The organism is Bradyrhizobium sp. USDA 4461 (genome assembly GCF_054055655.1).
Map to the genome: position 1 here is coordinate 2,457,785 of NZ_JBSRXM010000001.1, position 22,562 is coordinate 2,480,346.

Annotated in this window: 17 protein-coding genes; 5 read left to right on the forward strand and 12 right to left on the reverse strand. The window is 66.1% G+C overall.

Annotation, left to right across the window (positions count from 1 at the left end; all coding sequences use genetic code 11):
• Positions 1 to 27: 27 nt before the first annotated feature.
• From ACVINW_RS11490 to ggt, 3 genes are all read right to left on the reverse strand, one after another.
• Positions 28 to 903 (reverse strand): SDR family oxidoreductase, encoded by an 876-nt coding sequence (locus ACVINW_RS11490; protein WP_456751394.1) that lies wholly within the window; start codon positions 901 to 903, stop codon positions 28 to 30.
• 210 nt (positions 904 to 1,113) lie between these two features.
• On the reverse strand, positions 1,114 to 2,412 hold the full coding sequence (locus ACVINW_RS11495; RefSeq protein WP_456751395.1) for an MFS transporter: 1,299 nt from the start codon (positions 2,410 to 2,412) through the stop codon (positions 1,114 to 1,116).
• A 106-nt stretch (positions 2,413 to 2,518) separates the two neighbouring features.
• Complete coding sequence (ggt, locus tag ACVINW_RS11500) at positions 2,519 to 4,264, reverse strand: gamma-glutamyltransferase (protein WP_456751396.1); 1,746 nt, start codon at positions 4,262 to 4,264, stop codon at positions 2,519 to 2,521.
• Positions 4,265 to 4,378: 114 nt separating this feature from the next.
• On the opposite strand from ggt, the gene ACVINW_RS11505 reads away from it, so the two are divergent.
• Positions 4,379 to 5,770, forward strand: a complete 1,392-nt coding sequence (locus ACVINW_RS11505) for an MFS transporter (RefSeq protein ID WP_456751397.1) — start codon at positions 4,379 to 4,381, stop codon at positions 5,768 to 5,770.
• Positions 5,771 to 5,886: 116 nt separating this feature from the next.
• On the opposite strand, the gene purH is transcribed toward ACVINW_RS11505, so the two are convergent.
• Positions 5,887 to 7,479, reverse strand: coding sequence for a bifunctional phosphoribosylaminoimidazolecarboxamide formyltransferase/IMP cyclohydrolase (purH, locus tag ACVINW_RS11510; protein ID WP_456751398.1), 1,593 nt, complete (start codon positions 7,477 to 7,479; stop codon positions 5,887 to 5,889).
• Between the two features lie 315 nt (positions 7,480 to 7,794).
• Between purH and ACVINW_RS11515 the strand changes: the two genes are divergently transcribed.
• Positions 7,795 to 9,126: an IS1182 family transposase gene (locus ACVINW_RS11515; RefSeq protein ID WP_456756370.1), complete on the forward strand. Its 1,332-nt coding sequence runs from the start codon at positions 7,795 to 7,797 to the stop codon at positions 9,124 to 9,126.
• A gap of 139 nt (positions 9,127 to 9,265) precedes the next feature.
• Here the strand turns inward: ACVINW_RS11515 and ACVINW_RS11520 are convergent, their stop codons facing one another.
• A complete protein-coding gene (locus ACVINW_RS11520; RefSeq protein ID WP_456751399.1) occupies positions 9,266 to 11,017 on the reverse strand; it encodes a heparinase II/III family protein in 1,752 nt (583 codons plus the stop codon).
• Between the two features lie 149 nt (positions 11,018 to 11,166).
• On the reverse strand, positions 11,167 to 12,513 hold the full coding sequence (locus ACVINW_RS11525; protein ID WP_456751400.1) for an RsmB/NOP family class I SAM-dependent RNA methyltransferase: 1,347 nt from the start codon (positions 12,511 to 12,513) through the stop codon (positions 11,167 to 11,169).
• Positions 12,514 to 12,699: 186 nt separating this feature from the next.
• Between ACVINW_RS11525 and ACVINW_RS11530 the strand changes: the two genes are divergently transcribed.
• A complete protein-coding gene (locus ACVINW_RS11530; RefSeq protein WP_456751401.1) occupies positions 12,700 to 12,927 on the forward strand; it encodes a DUF1674 domain-containing protein in 228 nt (75 codons plus the stop codon).
• A 52-nt stretch (positions 12,928 to 12,979) separates the two neighbouring features.
• Positions 12,980 to 13,588: a thermonuclease family protein gene (locus ACVINW_RS11535; protein WP_456751402.1), complete on the forward strand. Its 609-nt coding sequence runs from the start codon at positions 12,980 to 12,982 to the stop codon at positions 13,586 to 13,588.
• A 77-nt stretch (positions 13,589 to 13,665) separates the two neighbouring features.
• Here the strand turns inward: ACVINW_RS11535 and ACVINW_RS11540 are convergent, their stop codons facing one another.
• Both ACVINW_RS11540 and acs read right to left on the reverse strand, forming a co-directional pair.
• Entirely contained in the window at positions 13,666 to 14,181 is a 516-nt protein-coding gene (locus ACVINW_RS11540; protein WP_456751403.1) for a L,D-transpeptidase, read from the reverse strand.
• A 370-nt stretch (positions 14,182 to 14,551) separates the two neighbouring features.
• Positions 14,552 to 16,492 (reverse strand): acetate--CoA ligase, encoded by a 1,941-nt coding sequence (gene acs, locus ACVINW_RS11545; RefSeq protein WP_456751404.1) that lies wholly within the window; start codon positions 16,490 to 16,492, stop codon positions 14,552 to 14,554.
• A gap of 816 nt (positions 16,493 to 17,308) precedes the next feature.
• On the opposite strand from acs, the gene ACVINW_RS11550 reads away from it, so the two are divergent.
• Positions 17,309 to 18,475 (forward strand): DNA topoisomerase IB, encoded by a 1,167-nt coding sequence (locus ACVINW_RS11550; RefSeq protein WP_456751405.1) that lies wholly within the window; start codon positions 17,309 to 17,311, stop codon positions 18,473 to 18,475.
• Between the two features lie 142 nt (positions 18,476 to 18,617).
• Here the strand turns inward: ACVINW_RS11550 and ACVINW_RS11555 are convergent, their stop codons facing one another.
• From ACVINW_RS11555 to tsaD, 4 genes are all read right to left on the reverse strand, one after another.
• On the reverse strand, positions 18,618 to 19,031 hold the full coding sequence (locus ACVINW_RS11555; protein ID WP_456751406.1) for an EVE domain-containing protein: 414 nt from the start codon (positions 19,029 to 19,031) through the stop codon (positions 18,618 to 18,620).
• An 83-nt stretch (positions 19,032 to 19,114) separates the two neighbouring features.
• Positions 19,115 to 20,224, reverse strand: coding sequence for an alpha/beta hydrolase (locus ACVINW_RS11560; RefSeq protein WP_456751407.1), 1,110 nt, complete (start codon positions 20,222 to 20,224; stop codon positions 19,115 to 19,117).
• A 117-nt stretch (positions 20,225 to 20,341) separates the two neighbouring features.
• Positions 20,342 to 21,319: an NAD(P)H-dependent glycerol-3-phosphate dehydrogenase gene (locus ACVINW_RS11565; RefSeq protein WP_456751408.1), complete on the reverse strand. Its 978-nt coding sequence runs from the start codon at positions 21,317 to 21,319 to the stop codon at positions 20,342 to 20,344.
• A 13-nt stretch (positions 21,320 to 21,332) separates the two neighbouring features.
• Entirely contained in the window at positions 21,333 to 22,406 is a 1,074-nt protein-coding gene (tsaD, locus tag ACVINW_RS11570; RefSeq protein WP_456751409.1) for a tRNA (adenosine(37)-N6)-threonylcarbamoyltransferase complex transferase subunit TsaD, read from the reverse strand.
• Positions 22,407 to 22,562: the final 156 nt, after the last annotated feature.

Genomic DNA, 22,562 nt, shown 5'->3' on the forward strand with positions numbered 1-22,562 from the left:
GAAGAAAACGCGTCAAGACAAGAAGCTCTAGCGCGCGGGCAGCGCCTGCACGGTGACCCCGGGCGGCGGCACATCGTCGTCGGGCACGAAGAAATCCGACATCAGCGGCACCGAAGGATCGACGCGGTAGCGCTCGAAGTCGCGCACACCGTTGGCATAGAGCACCTTGTCGTCGATGCAGAAATGCCCGGTGAATTCGCGCGACGGCCGGGTGATGATCGCATGGGCCGCATCGCCCATGATCTCCGGCGTGCGACTCGCGCGCATCATGGCATCGCCGCCGAGCAGATTGCCGACCGCGGCGGTCGCGATCGTGGTGCGCGGCCACAGCGCATTGACGGCGACGGCGGCGGATTTCAATTCGCCGGCGAGCCCGAGCACGCACATGCTCATGCCGAACTTCGCCATCGTGTAGGCGGTCGAGTGCTCGAACCATTTCGTCTTCATGTCGAGCGGCGGCGACAGCATCAGGATATGCGGATTCTCCGCCTTCTTCAGATGCGGAATGCAGTATTTCGACACCATGAACGTGCCGCGGGTGTTGATCCCCATCATGAGATCGTAGCGCTTCATGTCGGTCGCCTGCGAATTGGTCAGGCTGATCGCGCTGGCGTTGTTGACGCAGACGTCGATGCCGCCGAATTCGGCGACGGTCTGCTCGATCGCCGTCATCACCTGCGCCTCGTCCCTGATGTCGCAAATCACCGGCAGCGCCTTGCCGCCGGCGGCGCGGACCTCGTCGGCGGCGGTGTAGATCGTGCCCTTCAGCTTCGGATGCGGCTCCGCGGTCTTCGCCGCGATCGCAACATTGGCGCCGTCACGCGCCGCCCGCAGCGCGATCGCGAGCCCAATGCCGCGGCTCGCACCCGAGATGAACAGCGTCCTGCCTTTGAGCGATGTCATGAGAACCTCCTGTGAGGGAAGCACGGACCGACGGCTCCCTCTCCCCTTGTGGGAGAGGGTTGGGGGTGAGGGGTATCTCTCCGTACGGCATACTGCGTGGACAGACCGCGACCCCTCACCCGGATTGCATCTGCCGATGCAATCCGGCCTCTCCCACAAGGGGAGAGGCGAAGCGGAGCAAGCGGGATGGCCATCACATCACCTCACGTCCTACCCATCCGCATGCAACACGCGCCCACGCGTTTCCGGCAGCGCGTAGGCGGCGATGAAGAACACGCCGTAGGCCGCCACCGCGAAGATCGCAATCGCGTTGGCGAGCGTGGTCGTGGTCGAGAGCGCGCCGACCAGGAACGGGAACAGCGCGCCGACGCCGCGGCCGAAATTGTAGCAAAAGCCTTGTCCGGAGCCGCGCAGCCGGGTCGGATAGAGCTCAGTCAGGAACGCGCCCATGCCGGAGAAATAGCCTGAGGCGAAGAAGCCGAGCGGGAAGCCCAGTACCCACAGCACCTCATTCGAAAGCGGCAGCTGGGTGTAGAGCAGCACCACCGCGATGGCGCCGATCGAGAAGATCAGGAATAGGTTGCGCCGGCCGATCCGGTCGGCGAGCCACGCGCCGACGAGATAGCCGATGAACGAGCCGATGATCAGGGTCGCAAGATAGCCGGTCGAGCCGACGACCGAAAGCTTGCGCTCGGTGGTGAGGAAGCGCGGCACCCAGAAGGTGATGGCGTAATAGCCGCCCTGCATGCCGGTGCCGACCAGCGAGGCCAGCAGCGTGGTCTTCAGGATCGGTCCGTGGAAGATCTCCCACAAGGCCGCGGGTCCGCTGCCGGAAGCCTGCGCCTGCGCCATGGTCGCGGCCGAGATTTCGGGCTCGGTGACATAGCGGCGCAGATAGAAGACAAGCAGCGCTGGCAGCGCGCCGATCACGAACATCCAGCGCCAGGCGTTTTCCGCAGGCAACACCGAGAACAGGATCGCCTGCGCCAGCACCGCAAGGCCCCAGCCGATCGCCCAGCCCGACTGCACCGAGCCGACCGCGCGGCCGCGATATTGCGGCCGGATCGCCTCGCCGATCAGCACCGCGCCGGCCGCCCATTCGCCGCCGAAGCCCAAGCCCAGCAGCGCGCGGGCGATCAGGAGCTGGTCGAAATTCTGCACCACGGCGCAGACCAGCGAGAAGAACGAGAACCAGATGATGGTGAGCTGCAGCGTCTTCACCCGGCCGATCCGGTCGGACAGATAGCCGCCGAGCCAGCCGCCGACGGCGGAGGCAAGCAGCGTCACGGTGCCCGCGAGGCCGGCGGTGCCGGCATCGACCTTCCACAGCGTGATGATGGTGCCGATGACAAGCGGATAGATCATGAAATCCATGCCGTCGAGCGTCCAGCCGGACGCGCAGGCCCAGAACGTGCGCCGCTCCTGCAAATTCATGTCGCGATAGAAAGCGAGGAGGCTGGTGTCCTCGATCTCTGCGACTTCGATTGATTTGGATTCAGCCGTGCTCATGCGCGTTCCCCGGAGAAATCATTCACCGGCTCTTTGCGATCCGCGGCCGGAGTTGCGCGGACCGCCAATCTATCGCGATGTAGCAGGCCGGGCAAAGCCCCGCGTTTTAGTATCCCGCGGCCTCCGCGCCGCGCGTGCGCGGATCGGGCGCGCCGAGCAGACCGCTGGTCGTGACAGCGATCGAGTTCGCGGAGGAGTAGCCGAGCGGTTCGACCGTCTTGTGGCCCTTGGCGCGCAGCTCGGTCAGCACCTCATCGGGAAAGCCGCGCTCGATCCGGACCTCGTCGGGCAGCCATTGATGATGCATGCGGGGCGCGGCGACCGCGGCCGCGATATCCATCTTGTAGTCGATCACGTCGACGATGATCTGCGTCACCGCGGAGATGATGCGGCTGCCGCCGGGCGAGCCCGTCACCAGCACAGGCTTGCCGTCCTTCAGCAGGATGGTCGGCGACATCGACGACAGCGGGCGCTTGCCGGGTCCCGGCAGATTGGCCTCGAAGCCGACCAGGCCGAACGCATTGGAGGCGCCGGGCGCGGCGGTGAAATCGTCGAGCTCGTTGTTGAGCAGCACGCCGGTGCCGTCGGCGACGAGGCCGACGCCGTACGGGAAGTTCAGCGTGTAGGTGTTGCTGACGGCGTTGCCGCTGGCATCGATCACCGAATAATGCGTGGTGTTGTCGCCCTCGTGCGGCTGCTTCGCGTTGCGTACGTCGGTCCAGGGCGTGGCGCGGGCGAGGTCAATGGTCGCGCGCTGCCTGGCGGCATAGTCCTTGTCGACCAGCAATTGCGTCGGCGCGTCGACGAAGGCGGGATCGCCGAGATAGCGGGCGCGATCGGCATAGGCCCGCTTCATCGCCTCGATCATCACATGCAGCGAGGCCGCCGAGCCCTGCTTCATGTCGGACATCGGAAAGCCTTCGAGGATGTTGAGGATCTCGAGCAGCACGACGCCGCCGGAGGACGGCTGCGGCATCGAGACGATGTCGTAGCCGCGATAGGTGCCGCGGATCGGCGTGCGGATGATAGGCTGATAGGACTTCAGGTCCTCGACACTGAAGATACCGCCGGCGTTCTTGATCCCGCTGACGAGCTTCTCGGCGACGGCACCTTCGTAGAAGCCGCGCGGGCCCTGTTCGGCAATCGCGGTCAAGACGCCGGCGAGGTCGCCCTGGATCAGGCGGTCGCCCTCGCGCAGCGGCGTGCCGTCGGCGTGCGAGAACGTCTTGGCCGAATTCGGCCAGCGCGACATGCGGCGATACATGTCGTTCAGCGTGTCCGACGTGTCGTCGGTGACGACGAAGCCGTCGCGCGCGAGATCGATCGCAGGCTTGAGGATCTGCGCCAGCGTGAACTTGCCGGAGCCGTATTTCTCCAGCGCCAATGCGAGGCCTGCGACCGTGCCGGGCACGCCGATCGCGAGCGCGGAGTTGCGCGACTTGTCGGGATCGGGCTTGCCCTCGGCGTTGAGGAACATGTCGCGCGTTGCGGCCTGCGGCGCGGTCTCGCGGTAGTCGATCGCGACGTCTTCTTTGCTTGCGGCGAGATGGATCACCATGAAGCCACCACCGCCGATATTGCCGGCGCGTGGATAGGTCACCGCCATCGCAAATCCGGTGGCGACCGCGGCATCGATCGCATTGCCGCCCTGCCGCAATATGTCGGCGCCAACCCGCGCCGCGAGTTTCTCCTGCGCCACCACCATGCCGTGTTCGGCGCGAATGCTGCGGGCAGTGTCAGTGGCTGACGGCTCGTAGGCGTGGCGCTGAACCTGGCCGAGGGCTGATGTCGCGATGCCGGTCACCAGGAGAGCGGCAAACAGCCGCCGCGACATCATTGCTGTCCGCGCCATCGAAATGTCCTGCCCTGTTCATCGCCGTATCAGTCAAACCGGCTCATGCTATATGGGAGCGGATTGAAGCAGCAAAAGCCTGCCTGTGGTTCGAGTTGGGGAATATCTTTCGCGATGACGACAACATTGCAGACGGGCGCCGGCGATACGAAGGCCACCACAAAAGTCTATCCGGGCCGCGCCGCCGTCGTCAGCTGGATCTTCTTCGACTGGGCCGCGCAGCCTTATTTCACGCTGATCACGACCTTCGTGTTCGCGCCCTATTTCGCAAGCTTCGTCGCGTCGGATGCGGCGAGCGGGCAGGCGTTGTGGGGCTTTGCCACCGCGGCCGCGGGACTGGCGATCGCGTTGCTGTCGCCGGTGTTGGGCGCGATCGCCGACGCCAGCGGCCGGCGCAAGCCGTGGATCGCGGCCTTCGGCGCGCTGCTCGTGATCGGATCGAGCGCGATGTGGATCGGCAAGCCCGGCAATCCGGACATCGTCCCGATGCTGCTGCTTGCCTATGCGATCGCGAGCGTCGGCGTCGAGTTCGCGACCGTGTTCAACAATGCGATGATGCCGACCCTCGTGCCGCCCGACAGGATCGGGCGCCTGTCAGGCACCGGCTGGGCCACCGGCTATGTCGGCGGCATCCTCAGCCTCGTGCTGGTGCTCGGCTTCCTCGCCGCCAATGCCGAGACCGGCAAGACGCTGTTCGGCTTCACGCCGCTGTTCGATCTCGATCCGGTCATGCATGAGGGCGACCGCATCACCGGACCGCTGACCGGGCTGTGGTTCATCATTTTCGTGACGCCGATGTTCCTGTTCACGCCGGACTATCCGGCGAAGCGCCCGCTGCGCGAGGCACTCGGTGAAGGCCTGCGCGAGCTCGGGGAATCATTTGCGGGGCTGCCGAAGCAGACATCGCTGGCGCGCTTCCTGCTGGCCAACATGATCTACACCGACGGGCTGGTCTCGCTGTTCGCGTTCGGTGGCATCTATGCCGCCGGCACGTTCGGCTGGGACACGATCCGGATCGGCACCTTCGGCATCATTCTGGCGGTGGCTGGCACCTTCGGCGGCTGGATCGGCGGCAAGCTCGACGATCGGTTCGGGCCGAAGCGCGTGATCACCGGCAGTCTCGTGATCCTGCTGTTTGCGATCGTCGTGATCCTCACCGTGAACAAGGATTCCATCCTGTTCATCCCGGTCGCGCCGCCGGTGCCCGGCGGTGCTTTGTTCGCGGGCGCCGCCGAGCGCGCCTATATCGTGCTGGGTTGCCTGATCGGCGCCGCCGGCGCGCCGTTGCAGGCGGCCTCGCGCTCGCTCCTGATCCGCCTCGCGCCCAGGGATCGCATCGCGCAGTATTTCGGCTTGTTCGCGTTGACCGGGAAGGTGACGTCGTTCATCGGGCCGCTCTTGATCGGCGCGATCACCGCGGCGACTGCGAGCCAGAAGGCGGGCATGGCAGTGCTGGTGGCGTTCTTCGTGGTGGGGCTGGCGCTGCTGGCGAAGGTGCGGGAGTAAATCACCGGCGTCGTCCCGGCGAAGCTCGTAGCCGGATGGAGCGAAGCGAAATCCGGGACGGTCTCTCAGCGGATCAAAGACCCCGGATTGCGCTTCGCTCCATCCGGGCTACGAGATCAATGCCTAAAATGCCGCACGCCGGTGAACACCATGGCGATGCCGTGCTCGTCGGCGGCCTTGATCACCTCGTCGTCGCGCATCGAGCCGCCGGGCTGGATCACGGCGGTGGCGCCGGCCTCGATGCAGGCCAGCATGCCGTCGGCGAACGGGAAGAACGCGTCCGAGGCGACCACCGAGCCCTTGGTCAAGGGTTCGGCGAGCTTCAGCTCGGCTGCCGCATCCAGCGCCTTGCGCGCGGCGATGCGTGCGGAATCGACCCGGCTCATCTGGCCGGCGCCGATGCCGACGGTCGCAAGATCCTTGGCGTAGATGATGGTGTTCGACTTGACGTGCTTTGCCACCCGGAAGGCGAATTTGAGGTCGCGCAGCTCGGCGTCGGTCGGCGCGCGTTTGGTCGCGACCTTCAGGTTCATGTCCTCGATCACGGCATTGTCGCGGCTCTGCACCAGGAGGCCGCCGGCAACGGTCTTGGCGGTGAGGCCTGTCGCGCGTGCGTTCGGTAACCCGCCGGCAAGCAGGAGGCGCAGATTGCGCCGGCCGGCGATGATCGAAATCGCCTCTTCGGTGGCGTCGGGCGCAATGATCACTTCGGTGAAGATGCCGATGATGGCGCGCGCGGCGTCGGCATCGAGCGTGCGGTTGACCGCGATGATGCCGCCATAGGCCGAGGTCGAGTCGCAGGCCAGCGCACGGGCATAGGCGGTGGCGAGATCGGGACCCTCGGCGACGCCGCAGGGATTGGCGTGTTTCACGATCACGCAGGCCGCGGTGCGCTGCGGGTCGAACTCGCCGACGCATTCATAGGCCGCGTCGGTGTCGTTGATGTTGTTGTAGGACAGTTCCTTGCCCTGCAGTTGGCGTGCCGTGGCAACGCCCGGCCGCTTCTCCGGCGTGGCGTAGAACGCCGCGGTCTGGTGCGGGTTCTCGCCATAGCGCAGCGACTGGATCAATTTGCCGCCGAAGGCGCGGAAGTCCGGCGCCTTGGTGTCGAGCTGCACGGCAAACCAGTTCGAGATCGCGGCGTCATAGGCCGCGGTGCGCGCATAGGCCTTGGCGGCGAGCCGGCGGCGCAGGCCGAGCGAGGTCGCGCCCTTGTGCGCGGCGAGCTCGTCGAGCACGGCCTGATAGTCGTTCGCCTCGACCACCACGGCGACGTCGTCATGGTTCTTGGCCGCGGCGCGGATCATCGCGGGGCCGCCGATGTCGATGTTCTCGATGCACTCCTCGAAGCCGGCGCCTTTGTCGACGGTGGCCTCGAACGGATAGAGGTTGACGACCAGAAGGTCGATCGGCGCGATGCCGTGCGCGGCCATCGCGGAGGCATGCTCCTGGTTGTCGCGGATCGCGAGCAGGCCGCCATGCACCTTCGGATGCAGCGTCTTGACCCGGCCGTCCATCATCTCCGGAAAACCGGTCAGCTCGGAGACGTCCTTGACCTTCAACCCGGCCGCGGCGATCGCCTTGGCGGTGCCGCCGGTCGAGACCAGCTCCACGCCCTGGTCGGCCAGCGCCCTGGCGAAATCGATCAGTCCGGTCTTGTCGGAAACGGACAACAGAGCGCGGGTCACGCGGCGAAGCTGCTCGGTCATATCGGAAATTCCCTGGCTGTTAAGGCAGCCGGGTAGCATGGTTTTGGGCGGTACGAAACCGGTCCGTGGGACCGAATCCCCGCAAATTGGCGGCGATTCAGTCCAAATTTTCCCGCGCCACACCATCCCCGTCATCCTGAGGAGCCGCTCAGCGGCGTCTCGAAGAATGAATCGGCCCGGCTGGTGGCCGTCGACCCTTCGAGACGCCGCGTCGCGGCTCCTCAGAGGGTGTGATTTTTTTGGGGTTTCAGCGAACATTGTAGCCGAAAGCCGGCGCGGTGTGATTCTCTGGCGATGATGGATTCGCGGGAGGTGATGTTGGCTGCCGATGAGTTGTTTGGGGACCTGCCGGAGCAGGCGAAGCCACCAGCCGAAGCGGGCTTGCCCGGCGCTCCGCGGCTGCGTGAGCCCCAGCGCGACCAGATTGCGCTGCGAGCGGTTGATATTGAGAGCCTGATCGGGGAAGACCATCCGGTGCGGCTGATCTGGTCTTATGTCGAAGAGCTTGATCTGAGTGAGTTGGAGGACCGGATCAAGGCTCGCGGCGATCGTCCCGGTCACCCCGCGACCTCGCCCCGGCTTTTGCTGGCGCTGTGGCTCTATGCCGCCAGCGAAGGCGTTGGCAGCGCGCGGGCGTTGGAGCGGCTGTGCGAGAGCCACGATGCCTATCGCTGGCTGTGCGGCGGGGTGTCGGTGAACTATCACCTGCTGGCGGACTTCCGGGTCGGCAACGCCGATCTGCTTGACCGACTGCTCAGTGAGCATCTGGCAGCGTTGGCAAAGGCCGGTCTCGTCGATCTGGAGACCTTGGCGCAGGATGGCATGCGGGTCCGGGCCAGCGCCGGGGCGGCCTCGTTCCGGCGCGAGGCGACGCTGGATAAGCATTTGGCGCAGGCTGAGGCCGTGGTGGAAGACCTCAAGCGCGAGGTCGACACACGCTCGGACGCCAGCAATAAGCGTGCCCGGGCAGCCAAGGAGCGGGCCGCGCGGGAACGCAGCGCGCGGGTGAAGGCGGCGCAGACGGCGCTCGCCGAGATCAAGCAGCAGCGCAAGGAGCGCGAAGAAAGTCGCGGCAACGGCAAGACGCCGAAGGAGCCGCGGGCCTCCACGACGGACGCCTATGCACGGGTCATGAAGATGGCGAACGGCGGCTTCCGCCCCGCCTACAACGTGCAGGTGACGAGCGTGGCCGGCGAGCAGATCGTCGTCGACACCAGAATTTGCAACATCGGATCCGATCGCGGCCTGATGCGTCCCATGCTGGAGCGGCAGCGTGCGCGGCCCGGAGGGTTGCCCAAGGACCATCTCGTCGATGGCGGCTTTGGCAGTGCCGAGGACATCGAATGGGCCTATGCCGAGGGCATCGATATCTTTTGTCCGCCCACTCAATCCAAGCACGGTACCGATCCCTATCTACCGCGGCGCGGCGACGGTCCGGGGGTGTTGGCCTGGCGTGCGCGAATGGCGAGCAAAGAGGGCAAGGCCCGATACAGGTCCCGGTCGATCTGCGAGTGCATCCATGCCCGCTGGCGCAATTGGGACCTGCGGCAATTGACCGTGCGCGGCATCGAAAAGGTCCGTGCCGTCGTGCTCTGGTACGCCCTCGTCAACAACATCCTGCAAGGCAACCGCCTCTCCAGAGCCTAAACAACGGGTCATCGCCGAACTCGAACTCAAACCTGCCAATTGCTGCGACGAACAGCCGCCAAAAACTCCGCAGGAGCCGAATCCGTCACAAGCTCTCAGGGTGACGGGTTTAGGGTCAGTCGCGTTGCCGATACCAGCCCTACAGCGGCAGTTCCGGCTCGCGGCGGGCGTTGCGGCGGGCGTTGGTGGCGGTGGCCGAGGTCGAGGAGCGCACGAAGCTCCAGCGGATCGTGCCGGCGTGCCGCGCGTCCTGCCGGATCACGATCTGGGAGGTGCGGCGCGGGCCGTCATTGCCGGCCAGGAACACGCTGTCCTCGAGGTCGACCTTGTCGTCCATCGCCTCGAAGGTCCAGACGTCGCGGTTGGGCAGCACCAGCATGACGCCGCGGGCATCCGACAGCCGGCTCGCCTTCACCGAGGGGTGCAAATGGAAGCGCAGCGCGAAATCGGCCTCGCTGCCTTTGATGCGGCCGCCCGGCGCCGGCGTCAGCTGGTCCTCGCCTTCGAGCCTTGTGCCGTCCTGCGACACCATCAGCACGCGGCGGTGAATCACGCCGAAGCGGGAGAGATAGCCGTCATGCGAGGCGGTCAGCACGTCGCCGTCGGGCACGGCTTCGCGGTAGTTCTCGACATTGCTCGGGCCGCTGGTGATCGGCGCGCCGCGCAGCAGCCGCTTCATCGCCGACAGCTCGACGAACTGGCACGACGAGGTGTCGTGATAGGTCAGGGTCGAATGCGCCGCGGTGGAGCGTGCGAACGGCCGCCAATTGTCGCGGCCGGTGCTGGGCATGCCGCAATTGACGACGATGCGGCTGACCCCGGAGGACAGCTCGAACGACAGGCAGCCGGCATGCGCATCCTGGCTGACGCTCGCCGGCGGCGGCGGGCCGGTGTCGATGATCAACGTGGTGTTGCCGGCGTCGAGCCGCTGGAAGCCGGTGTGCGGCATGCTCGCCATCGGCACGCCGCGGGTGTCATCATAGGCGAGCAGCGTCGCGACCAGATCGGACGGCGCGGTCGACATGCCGTTGAACAGCGCGAAGCTGCCGTCGCCGTGCCGGAAGAAGCGCAGCATTGGCATCATGCGGTCGATCGCGTTGAGCAGCGCCGGCGGCGGCGCGATGTTCCGCGCGGCAAAGGTCTGCCGCAGCGGCAGGAGATCGCTGAGGAGCTCGACCAGCGCACCGGGATTGCGCGAGATGTGGCCGCCATCGGGCAGGATCTGGCGCTGCAATTCGTCGGACAGCCTGCGCGTCGCGGATTTGATGTTGCGCGCCTGGTTGGCGAGGCAGAGCGAAGCGTAGCACAGCGCGATCAAGACCTGCAGGCGCGGCACGCCGTCATTGTCGAGCGTGGCGTGGCGCAGATAGCGGATCTCGCGCGCCAGCCCGCGCAGATATTTGCGGTAGAATTTTCCATCGGTGTCGCCGAGCACCAAGGGCGCCTGCGACAGCAGCGAGATCACGCGCCGCGCGCGCACGTCGGCGCGGCGTTCCAGCGGCCGTCGGCGGGCCTGGTTGGAGATCCAGTCGTCGACCAGCGAGCGGGCGTTGGCGCGGGTGAGCGCGGTGTCGGCGGCGCGCAGATGGCGCAGCCAGCCGAAGCCGAGCAGCGCGGCTTCCCAATCCTCCGACGGCGGCTCGAGATCGAAGATCGAGCGGCCGTGGCAGGTGACGATCTTGCCGGCGAACACGAATCGCCCGGCATAGATCTCGGCGGCGCGGGTGGCGTCGGCGGTTCGCAGATCGTGCGGAGCGATGATCAGCCGGTCGGTGCGGCCGGGCCACAGCCGCGACAGCGCGACCGTGCTGCCGCTGGCGCGCGCGAGCATGCTGCGGGCGAAGCGGCCAGCAATCAGCGTCGAGATGCGTCTGCTTTGAGCGACCGACACGCCTAACCTTGCGGGGAGGGAATTTTCAACGAATCCTTATTTAATCCGGAAACGCGGCCAAGACACCATCTTGATCGACAAGACACCCTCTTGATACCGCACGAATCACTTCACGAAGCATCTGGAGCTTAGAAGACCGACGTTTAAAATCAGGCCTTAACCAGCCGGGCCGCGTAAAAGCCGTCCAGGCCGCCCAGCCGCGGGTCGGCGTTGGGCAAATGGCTGGGCAAAGTGCGCAGATCGCCGTCGGCGGTAATGATGTCGTCGAGGCCGGCGACCTCGCCCTTCTCGACCGGCGCGCGGCGCAAGCCTGATTCGCCGGCCAGCAGCGCGGAAATCGCGTGCTCGCCTTCCTCCGGCTCCAGCGAGCAGGTGCAGTAGACCAGCGTGCCGCCGGGCTTCAGCAGATGGATCGCCTTTTGCAGCAGCCGCTGCTGTAGCGATGACAGCGCGGCGATGTCGGCTTCCAGGCGCAGCCAGGCGACGTCGGGATGGCGGCGGATGGTTCCCGTCGAGGTGCAGGGCGCATCGACCAGGATACCGTCGAAGCTTGCTGCGTCAGCGCCCCACTCGGCGGCGTCGGCGACGACGGTCTCGGCCTGCAAGGCCAGCCGGGTGAGATTGTCGCGCAGCCGCGCGACGCGCGCCGGCGAGCGGTCGATCGCGGTGACCTGCGCGCCGGCCAGCGCGAGCTGGGCGGTCTTGCCGCCGGGCGCCGCGCAGAGATCGGCGACTGCCTTGTCCTTGATGTCACCGAACAGCCGCACCGGAAGTGCCGCGGCGGCGTCCTGCACCCACCATTGGCCTTCGGCAAAGCCTGGCAGCATCGTGACGGAACCCTGCAGCAGCGTGCGCACGGTTCCCGTCGGCAGCGTCTCGCCGTGCAGGCGGCTCGCCCATTGCGGCGCGTCCGACTTCACGGTGAGGTCGAGCGACGGCTCGTGGCCGAGCGCCAGCGCCATCTCGCGCGCGGTGGCTTCGCCGTAATGCGCGTTCCAGCGCGCCAGCATCCATGGCGGCAGGTCCAGCGTCTGCGTGCTGATCTCGTCGATCAGCCCCTGGCCCTCGCGTGCGCAGCGGCGCAGCACGGCATTGACCAGCCCGGCATATTTCGCAGCGCGCCGGTCCGACTGCACCAGCCGCACCGACAGATCGACCGCGGCGTGATCGGGCACGTCCATCCAGAGGATCTGTGCGGCGCCGATCAACAGCGCGCTCTGTGCGCGCGGCGCATCGGTCGGGATGCCGCGGTCGAGCAGGCGCGACAGCAGATGGCCGAGCGTGCCGAGCTTGCGCAGGATGGTCGAGACCAGCCGGCGCATCAACGCGCGGTCGCGATCGGCGAGCGATTTCAGGCCGGGATGCGCGCCGGCGCCGTCGAGCTGATCGTCCAGCGTGCGGTGCTTGTGCAGCACGCCGTCGAGGATGTCGGCTGCGATGCGGCGCGCCGCGAGACCGGGGACTTCGGCAGGAACTGCAAATCTTGAAGGAGGCATGGAGCGGAGTTATCTCGAAGGTGCTGAGTTACGTTCGGCTCATGCCATCAACTCGAAGACACCTCTGGCATGCGAATATGCCAAATGTAAGAATCGCCTTGCGGATTTCTTGATCGTGATGTCGTCACTGAGCCGGCACGGAGATACGAAGTACGCAGGCCGAGAGTTTTGCCAAGAAGGCTTGTCATGTCTGAGAAATCGCCAATGCCGACGCCGCCGGAACCCGCGCCGCGCAAGCCGCTGACGCCGGCCGCGCAGCGTGCGCTCGCCGAGGCCGCGGCGCGGCGCAAGGCTGCCGAGGAGTTAGCCGCGCAGAACGCAGCCGCGCGGCCGAAGGAATTCCAGGGCCCGAAGGGACCGGAACCGACGCGTTACGGCGATTGGGAGACCAAGGGAATCGCCTCGGATTTTTGAGGGTCTTTCGCGCGGTCTTGCCTGACGGTCCGACTCGGGCCAGTCTGGGAATATGTCCCCATACGAGAGAATAAATCCTTATCGTGGGACGGGACGTCCGCCCTTCCGCCGCTCACCTTGGGGCCGCCGTGTCTCGGCGGCGCTGCCTTGGGTTTTCGTGCTCGGCATCGCCGTCGGCAGCACGCTGCCGATCCGCCAATATGTGCCTCAATGGATGCCGCTACCGTCGCACTGGTCGTTGAACCGGTCGCGGGATGCCGAAATGATCCGGCAGCGCGCCGGCGCACCTGATGCGCGCCATGCCGTCGATGTCATCCGGACGATCGATGGCGACACGTTCGAGGCGCGGGTGCATCTCACACCGGGCCCCGATCTCTATACCCGGGTCCGCCTGCGCGGCATCGATGCGCCGGAGCTGAAGGCGTCGTGTGCGCGCGAACTGCAAATGGCGCAGGCCGCGACGGTGGCGCTGCGCGATCTGCTCGGCCAGGGCGATGTTGCGATCTACAATGTCGGTCCCGACAAATATCAGGGGCGCGTCGTCGCTGACGTCGCAACCAAGAAGACCGACAACGTCTCAGCCGCGATGCTCGCGGCCGGTCACGCCCGCGCCTACAATGGCGGGCACCGCTTCGGCTGGTGCGGATATTTTGCGCGCTAAGCGTCGTGGACGCCACAGCGCAGAAAACAAAAGCCGCGCAGATGCGCGGCTTTCTTCAAGCGAAGGACTGTTCGCGATCAGCGGGTGACGACGACCGTGGTGCCGACCGAGACGCGCGAATAGAGGTCGGTGATGTCGGTGTTCAGCATGCGGATGCAGCCGTAGGAGACGAAGCCGCCGACCGAGCCCGGCACGTTGGTGCCGTGGATCGCGTATTCGCCGCCGGCGAGCGTCATCGCGGCGACGCCCATCGGGTTACGCGGCGAGCCGCCGGCGATCACGTCTGGGATGCTCGGCTTGTCGCGCTTCACTTCGGCGGGCGGCGACCAGGCCGGGTTGCGATACTTGCCGTCGATCTTGGTGGTGCCGGCCCACTGCTTGCCGGACTTGCCGACGCCGACCGGGTAACGCATCGCGTGGCCGGAATCGAGAATGAGATAGAGCCGCCGTTCGTTGGTCTTCACCACGATGGTGCCCGGCTCATAATTGTCGGCGTGGATTCCGACCATTTCCGGCCGCGCTTCGGCCGCCTGCGACATCACGACAACAGCACCAAGGGTGGCAGCCAGCGCCACCGCAAACTTCATCGACATCAATCTCTCCACTTCCCAACAGCTCCCGCAAGGAAGCCAAAAACGAAGATGCAGAGCCCTGAAAAAACCGGGCCCGCCGGTCTCACGCACGCAATATTAACCGCGTGTCTTAACCGGGTGGTTTCACGCCGGCCGCGAGACACGTCCAGATGGCGGGAGAAAAGGAAAACTTCGGATCAAAGTAAATGACTTGAAAACAACACCCGGCCACAAACGCGCCGCAATGGCGCCGCGTCTCTGACAATCCCGTGAAATGCCCAATCCCAGAGCGTTTGAAGGGCCATCGACGCCCGATCGCATGAAAAGCGAAGGGCCGCGGCGGTGATCGCGCGCGGCCCTTGCACCATGTCCCGAGATTGTCGTCGCCGGATTACTTCTTGTTCTGCCGGTTCTGCACGAGGTCGTCGACCACGGCCGGATCGGCCAGGGTCGAGGTGTCGCCGAGGCTCGACGGCTCGTCCTCGGCGATCTTGCGCAGGATGCGGCGCATGATCTTGCCGGAGCGGGTCTTCGGCAGGCCGGGGGCGAATTGAATGAGGTCCGGCGAGGCGATCGGGCCGATATCCTTGCGGACCCAGGCGACGAGCTCCTTGCGCAGCGCCTCGGTCGGCTCGGTGCCCTTCATCAGCGTGACATAGGCGTAGATGCCCTGGCCCTTGATGTCGTGCGGATAGCCGACCACGGCGGCTTCCGAGACCGCCTCGTGCGCGACCAGCGAGCTCTCGACCTCGGCGGTGCCCATGCGGTGGCCGGACACGTTGATGACGTCGTCGACGCGGCCGGTGATCCAGTAATAGCCGTCGGCATCGCGCCGGCAGCCGTCGCCGGTGAAATACTTGTTCTTGTAGGTCGAGAAGTAGGTCTGCTCGAAGCGGGCGTGGTCGCCATAGACGGTGCGCATCTGGCCCGGCCACGACTTGGCAATGCAGAGATTGCCCGAGGTCTCGCCGTCCAGCGTCTTGCCGTCGGCATCGACGATTTCAGGCACCACGCCGAAGAACGGCCGCGTCGCGGATCCCGGCTTCAGCTTGGTCGCGCCCGGCAGCGGCGTGATCAGGATGCCGCCGGTCTCGGTCTGCCACCAGGTGTCGACGATCGGGCAGCGCTCCTCGCCGACCACGCGATAGTACCACTCCCAGGCTTCCGGGTTGATCGGCTCGCCGACCGATCCGAGCAGGCGCAGCGACTTGCGCGAGGTCTTCGTCACCGGCTCGTCGCCGCCCTGCATCAGCGCGCGGATCGCGGTCGGCGCGGTGTAGAATATATTGACCTTGTGCTTGTCGACCACGTTCCAGAACCGCGAATTGTCCGGGTAGTTCGGCACGCCCTCGAACATCAGCGTGGTCGCGCCATTGGCGAGCGGCCCATAGAGGATGTAGCTGTGGCCGGTGACCCAGCCGACGTCGGCGGTGCACCAGTAGATGTCGCCGTCGTGATAGTCGAACACGTATTGATGCGTCATCGACGCGAACACGAGATAGCCGGCCGAGGTGTGCAGCACGCCCTTCGGGGTGCCGGTCGAGCCTGACGTGTAGAGGATGAACAGCGGATCTTCCGCATTCATCGGCTCGCACGGGCATTCGTCGGTCACCATCTCGGCGGCCTCGTGGTACCAGAGGTCGCGCGTCGGGTTCATCTCGATCTTGCCGCCGGTGCGCTTCACCACCACGACCCAGTCGACGCCGCCGGTCTTGGCGATCGCGGCATCGACATTGGCCTTCAGCGGCACCTTCTTGCCGCCGCGCAGGCCTTCGTCTGCGGTGATCACGACCTTGGAGTCGCAGTCCTTGATGCGCTGGGCGAGGCTGTCCGGCGAGAAGCCGCCGAACACCACCGAGTGGATGGCGCCGATCCGCGCGCAGGCCAGCATGGCGTAGGCCGCCTCCGGAATCATCGGCAGATAGATCGTGACGCGGTCGCCCTTGCCGACGTTCCGCGTGCGCAGGATGTTGGCCATCTTGCAGACTTCGTCGTGCAGCTCGCGGTAGGTGATGTGCTTGGATTCGGAAGGGTCGTCGCCTTCCCAGATGATCGCGGTCTGGTTGCCGCGCTTGTCCAGATGGCGGTCGATGCAATTCCAGGCGACGTTCAGCTCGCCGTCCTCGAACCATTTGATCGAGATGTTGCCGGGCGCGTAGGAGACGTTCTCGACCTTGCTGAAGGGCTTGATCCAGTCGATCCGCTTGCCGTGCTCGCCCCAGAAGCCGTTGGGGTCCTTGACCGACTGCGCGTACATCTCGCGATATTTGGCGTCGTTGACATAAGCGCGCTTGGCCCAGTCGGCCGACACGTCATAGATCTTCTCGGACATCGCTTTCCTCCACTCATTGCCGATCGCAAACGACGCGGCGGCAAGTCTTTTAAGTTCAAGCCGTCTTGATCATTGCCGCGATTATGCGTTGGCGCATTCCGGCCCGGCAAGGAAAAAGGACTGTCACTTTCGTCGCGCAGAAGCCATGGGTCGAAGCCGCCAGCTTCTGCATGTGATGGGCCGATTTACCGTGCCTCATTGACGATGGAAACCTATGCGCCATCGTTCGTTCCCGGTCACCGGTCTCTTGGTCGTAGTGACGTTGCTCTGTGCACCGTGGTTCAGCCATCGCAACGATGCCGGGTCCGACGACGAGTGGGCCGGTGCCGATCTTGATAACGCGCGATGAAGCGAACGATCGGCCGCCGCCGCGATGATCTGCACCAACAATTGGTTGCTTCGATGCCGGCCCCCTCGGCCTGAACGCGTCGAGGTGACGCATGTCGCAAGGCTGGCATGCCTGCCGGCGGGTAAGCCGTTCGGTCGGTCGATGCCCCCGGCATCCGGCAGCGTCGCGAGAAGTTGTACGATCTCTGACCTGTTCGGCCGCGGCAGATCGTCCGTGGTGGGCCCGTCCCGATGGGTTCCCGGCCCGCGGTCCCGCCATTTTGACCCAATCCGGAGGGGCCAAAATCAAGGTTAGCGGGCGAATGGCACCCATGAAAGGTATTTAGAGACCTCAAATAACCGATTCGCGACTCGCAATGTCAGCCCTGACGCCCTAAATCGCGAAACCGAGGCCGGACGGCCCCACCGGAACGAAGCCCGAAGCAACGGCATTACCGGGAGAACAACGGAACAAGGCGTCTAACTGAGATGATGGATCAGCAGAACATCGCGGCTGTGCGGCCCATGTCCGCCGATCCCGCTGTCGCCCTGGCGAAGGCGCTGGGCCAATGGCCCAAGCCGGCGCAGGCAAAGCCGTCCAGGATCAAGCTCGACGCCCCCGCCGCCATCAAGACCTCGGTTGAGGATCTGGCCCGCGATCTCGGCCTGCGGCTCGGCGACCAGAACGAGCTGACGATCCGCCGCGTCAAGCGCGGCAAGACCTATTCGTTCGTTCGCGCCAACGGCTCGCGCGTCCGCGATGCCCGCACCATCCGCCGGCTGCATGCGATGGCGATGCCGCCGGCCTATCGCCAGGTGCGCTACTCCACCGATCCGAATACGCATCTGCAGGCGGTCGGCCTCGATGCGGCCGGCCGGCTGCAATATCGCTATCACGCCGATTGGGAGAAGGTCCGCGAGCAGCGCAAGGCGCATCGCCTGGGCAAGCTGGTGGCGGCGTTGCCGAAGATCCGGCGCAAGGTTTCGGCTTTCCTGTCCGGCGACGAGCCGACCCGCGAGTTCGCGCTGTCGGCGGTGATCGAACTGATCGCGCGCACCGCGATCCGGCCCGGCAACGAATCCTATGCCCGTCTCAACGGCACCCGTGGCGCCACCACGCTGCTGAAATCCAACGTCACGCTGGAAGATGACAGCCTGGTGCTGACCTTCAAGGCCAAGGGCGGCAAGGCGGTGCGCAAGGAATGCGACGCGGCCAAGCTGGTGCGCGCCATCGGCATTCTGCGCGACGTTCCCGGCAAGCGCATGTTCCAATATTACGACCGCTCCGGCGTCGTCCGCGCCGCCTCGACCACCGCGGTGAACGCGTTCCTGCGCGAGCTCGCCGGCATCAAGATCTCGCTGAAGGATTTCCGCACCCTGATGGCGTCGGCCGTCGTGGTGGAGTCGCTGTCGCGGATCACGCCGGCCGCCAGCCAGCGCGGCCGCAAGCGCCAGGTGCTGGATGCGATCCGCGCCGCTGCCGACCAGCTTTCCAACACGCCGGCGATCTGCCGCAAGAGCTACGTCCACGACACCATCGTCACCGCCTTCGAGGACGGCATCCTCGAACGTTTCGCCGCGACGATGGGCGGCTACCGCACCCAGAGTAAGCGCGAGCAATTGCTGGCGCAGGTGGTGATGGCGGCGGGGGCGTAAGGTCCTACTTCCCTTCTCCCCTTGTGGGAGAAGGTGGCGCGGACGCAGTCCGCGACGGATGAGGGGTTCTCTCCGCGGAGACAGACCCCTCACCCGCACTCGCTTCGCGAGCGCACCCTCTCCCACAAGGGGAGAGGGTTGATCACAGCCCGCCCATCTTGCAGACGTACTTCCACTCCTCCGCGGTCACCGGCTGCACCGAGAGCCGCGAATATTTCACCAGCGCCATATCGGCGAGCTTCTTGTCGGCCTTGATCGCGGCCATCGTCACCGGTGTCTTCAGCGGCTTGTCGGCCTTGATGTCGACGCAGACGAACTTGCCGGTCTTGTCGGTCGGATCGGGATAGGCTTCCTTGACGACCTCGGCGATGCCGACGATCTCCTTGCCCTCGTTGGAATGATAGAAGAACGCCTTGTCGCCCTTCTTCATATTGACCAGGTTCTGCCGCGCCGTGAAGTTGCGCACGCCGGTCCAGGCCTCGCCCTTGGCGCCCTTGGCGACCTGCTGGTCCCACGACCAGACCGACGGTTCGGATTTCACCAGCCAGTAATTCATCGCAACTCATCCCGTTCTCGAGCGCCCATCGCGCGGCAATCTACAGTCAGCCAGATGCCCGCGACAAGCGCGGGCATCTGCACTCACTGCTTCAGATACCGATCGAAGAATTTGGCGATGTCGGTGAACGCCTCCCTGGTCTCGGGCGCGTCGATGTTCATCTGGTACTGGGCGTGGGACTGCCCCTCATAGACGTTGAGATCGGCGATCACGCCGGCGCGTCGCAATTTGCGATGGGTGCGAACCGTGTTGCTGAGGAACAGGTCGCGCGTGCCCGAGGTCAGGATGGTCGGCGGAAAGCCCCTGAAGTCGCCATAGATCGGCGAGATGTAGGGATTCTTCAGGCTGGCCCCGTTGGCATAGAGCTTGGCCGCGCGGCCGAGCCAGCCGTCCCAGGTCACCAGCACATTGTCGACCCACTCATTGCTCGCGTAGCTGTCGCCGATCTTGTCGATGTCGGACCATGGCGTGCCCGGCGCGATCGCGGCCGGCAGCGGCAGCTTCTCATCCCTCGCCCGCAGCACCATCGCAAGCGTCATCGCGCCGCCAGTCGAGGTGCCGAAGATCGCCAGCCGGTGGCGCTCGTGCGATTTCAAAACCTCCTTCCAGACCGCCATCGCGTCGTCCATCGCGGCCGGATAGGGGAAGTCCGGCGGCATCCGGTAGTCGACCGAGATCACCTTGTAGCCGCCGAAGCCGGCCATCATGATCGCTTCCGGCAGCGCCGCTTCGCCGGGGCCGAACACATAGCCGCCGCCATGGACGTGGATCAGCAGGCGCCGCCGGTTCTCGAGCGCGATCTTGTTCGGCGTCACGATGTAGCAGTGCACGCCGGCGATCCTTGTTTCCTCGACCTTGACGCCGAGCTTCGCCTTCATCGCCGGAATGCCCGCGATGGCCTGCTTGGCGCGGCGATCGATCAGCTCCTTCCATTCCGCTGATGTCTTCGGGTCGGCGTTGAAATGCGGCGGGTAGGGCGTGCCGATCATCGCCTGCATTTCGGCAGAGACGTCGGCGGAGGGATTTCCGATCGACTTGAGCGGCACGACCCGCTTGCCGTTGTCGGCATTGGCAGCCGCCTCGCTCTTGGCGAGCTCGTCATAGGAGGTGGCGGTTTGGGCGTGGGCGGCGGATGAGACGGCGAGGGCGAATGCGATGCAGATCGGAACGATGGCGCGTTGCGGTTGACGCATGTGTTTTCCCTTGGGATCCATTGCTCGACTGCTAAGACCGGGATCCGACGGTTCGCCGCCACGCTAGTACGGCGCGCGCGGATCGTGAAGCACCGCCTCGCGCACCCGTGTCGTGCGTCACTCGGCCTTGAATGGTCGGGTCAGCAGGCCCTCGATCGCGGCGTCGATGGTCAGCCGCTCGCCGAGGATCGCGGCGACCGCGTTCGACACCGGCATGTCGACCGTCTGCGCCGCGGCGAGCTCGCACAGCACCGGTGCGGTGAACGCGCCTTCGGCGAGCTTGCCGACCGGCGCGGCCTCGCCGCGACCGAGCGCAAGGCCGAGCGCGAAATTGCGCGACTGCGCGGTCGAGCAGCTGAGCAAGAGATCGCCGAGCCCGGACAGGCCGGCGAGGGTTTCGGTGCGCGCGCCGCAGGCGCGGCCCAGTCGCGTGAGCTCGCTGAAGCCGCGCGTGGTCAGCGCGGCGAGCGCGGAGGCGCCGAGATTCCGGCCGACGACGATGCCGGCGGCGATCGCCAGCACGTTCTTGGCCGCGCCGCCGATCTCGACGCCGCGCACGTCCGTCGTGTGATAGGGCCGGAAGGTCGCCGAGCCGAGCGCCTGGACGAGCGCGCGTGCGAGCGCTTCGTCCTTTGTGGCCAGCGTCACCGCCGTCGGCAATCCGCGCGCGACGTCGTCGGCAAAGCTCGGCCCCGACAGGATCGCCGGCACCGCCCGCGGCGCAGCCTCCGCGATCACCTCGGTCATGAACTTATGCGTGCCGTGCTCGATGCCCTTGGCGCAGGCGATGACCGGCGTCTCAGGCGCGAGGTGCGGCGCAAGGTGCCCGACTGCCGCGCGCAAATGCTGCGCCGGGGTGACGGCCAGGATGATGTCCGCGCGTGCCGCCGCAGCGATATCCGGCGTCGCGACGATGCCGGGATGAAGCGGGACACCGGCCAGCTTTGGATTGACTCGCGTCGCCTCGATCTGCGCGGCATGTTCGGCATTGCGCGCATACAGCGTCACCTTGCGGCCGGCGCGTGCCGCGACCTCGGCCAATGCCGTGCCCCAGGCGCCGGCACCGATCACGCTGACTGAGCTATGCGCGGGCATCAAAACCCCCGGTTCAATATCCGGCGCGGCTGTTGGCGTGGCCGGCCGGCGCCTTGGCGTTGGCATCGAGCAGCCAGCGGGCGCGCGGCGGCGCTTCCATCGTGTCGGTGAGGCCGAGCGCCATCCGCTCGGCGCCGGCCCAGGCGATCATCGCGCCGTTGTCGGTGCACAGCGCCGGCGGCGGGATGATCAGCGTGGTCTGCGCTTTCGCCGCGACCTCCTGCAGCGCGCTGCGGATCGCATGGTTGGCGGCAACGCCACCGGCCGCGACCAGCGCGCGCGGCGTGCCGAACCGCTCCTGGAACAGTTTTAGTCCGACAGTCAGCCGATCCGCGGTCGCGTCCAGCACCGCAGCCTGGAAGCTCGCGCAGAGATCGCTGACGTCCTGCGGCTCCAATGGCTCCAGCCGGCTCGCTTCATTGCGCACCGCGGTCTTCAATCCCGACAGCGAGAAATTGGCATCGGGCCGGCCGAGCATCGGGCGCGGAAAGGCAAACCGCGTCGGGTCGCCGCCGGCCGCTGCACGCTCGACCTCCGGTCCGCCGGGATAGGGCAGCGACAGCATCTTCGCCACCTTGTCGAATGCCTCGCCCATCGCGTCGTCGACCGTGGTGCCGAGCCGCACATAGTCGCCGACGCCGACCACGGCGACGATCTGGGTGTGGCCGCCGGATGCCAGGAACAGGCAGTAGGGAAACGCCAGCGCGCAGGTCAGCCGCGGCGTCAGCGCGTGCGCCTCGAGATGGTTGACCGCGATCAGCGGCGTGTCGTGCACCATCGCGATCGCCTTCGCGGTGGTGAGGCCGACGATGACGCCGCCGATCAGGCCGGGGCCGGCGGCGGCCGCGACCGCCGACAATTGTCCGTAGCCGACGCCGGCCTGCTTCATCGCGCTGTCGACGATCCCGTCGAGCAGGTCGACATGGGCGCGCGCCGCGATCTCCGGCACCACGCCGCCGAAGCGGGCGTGCTCGTCGGTCTGCGAGCGCACCACGTTGGAGAGGATCCTTGCCTGCCCGTCAGCCTGGCGCTCGACCACGGCGGCTGCGGTTTCATCGCAGGTGGTCTCGATCCCCAGCACCAGCATCGGTGGTTCGTGTTCCAATTTCGGCCCTTGTGCTACCAGCATGATCCGGACAGGCCGGAACCGGTTTCCGGCAGGATCATATCCATCAAAATGTCCCCTCCGGGGTAGCATTGCGAGGTCTGAAAGTGCAATTGGTCGGCCAAGCCCATTTGCAAA

Bases quoted from the DNA above. Each gene is read 5' to 3' on its own strand.
- ACVINW_RS11490 (WP_456751394.1), bottom strand. From the start codon at position 903: ATGACATCGCTCAAAGGCAGGACGCTGTTCATCTCGGGTGCGAGCCGC.
- ACVINW_RS11495 (WP_456751395.1), bottom strand. From the start codon at position 2,412: ATGAGCACGGCTGAATCCAAATCAATCGAAGTCGCAGAGATCGAGGAC.
- ggt (WP_456751396.1), bottom strand. From the start codon at position 4,264: ATGGCGCGGACAGCAATGATGTCGCGGCGGCTGTTTGCCGCTCTCCTG.
- ACVINW_RS11505 (WP_456751397.1), top strand. From the start codon at position 4,379: ATGACGACAACATTGCAGACGGGCGCCGGCGATACGAAGGCCACCACA.
- purH (WP_456751398.1), bottom strand. From the start codon at position 7,479: ATGACCGAGCAGCTTCGCCGCGTGACCCGCGCTCTGTTGTCCGTTTCC.
- ACVINW_RS11515 (WP_456756370.1), top strand. From the start codon at position 7,795: ATGTTGGCTGCCGATGAGTTGTTTGGGGACCTGCCGGAGCAGGCGAAG.
- ACVINW_RS11525 (WP_456751400.1), bottom strand. From the start codon at position 12,513: ATGCCTCCTTCAAGATTTGCAGTTCCTGCCGAAGTCCCCGGTCTCGCG.
- ACVINW_RS11530 (WP_456751401.1), top strand. From the start codon at position 12,700: ATGTCTGAGAAATCGCCAATGCCGACGCCGCCGGAACCCGCGCCGCGC.
- ACVINW_RS11535 (WP_456751402.1), top strand. From the start codon at position 12,980: ATGTCCCCATACGAGAGAATAAATCCTTATCGTGGGACGGGACGTCCG.
- ACVINW_RS11540 (WP_456751403.1), bottom strand. From the start codon at position 14,181: ATGTCGATGAAGTTTGCGGTGGCGCTGGCTGCCACCCTTGGTGCTGTT.
- acs (WP_456751404.1), bottom strand. From the start codon at position 16,492: ATGTCCGAGAAGATCTATGACGTGTCGGCCGACTGGGCCAAGCGCGCT.
- ACVINW_RS11550 (WP_456751405.1), top strand. From the start codon at position 17,309: ATGATGGATCAGCAGAACATCGCGGCTGTGCGGCCCATGTCCGCCGAT.
- ACVINW_RS11555 (WP_456751406.1), bottom strand. From the start codon at position 19,031: ATGAATTACTGGCTGGTGAAATCCGAACCGTCGGTCTGGTCGTGGGAC.
- ACVINW_RS11560 (WP_456751407.1), bottom strand. From the start codon at position 20,224: ATGCGTCAACCGCAACGCGCCATCGTTCCGATCTGCATCGCATTCGCC.
- ACVINW_RS11565 (WP_456751408.1), bottom strand. From the start codon at position 21,319: ATGCCCGCGCATAGCTCAGTCAGCGTGATCGGTGCCGGCGCCTGGGGC.
- tsaD (WP_456751409.1), bottom strand. From the start codon at position 22,406: ATGCTGGTGCTGGGGATCGAGACCACCTGCGATGAAACCGCAGCCGCC.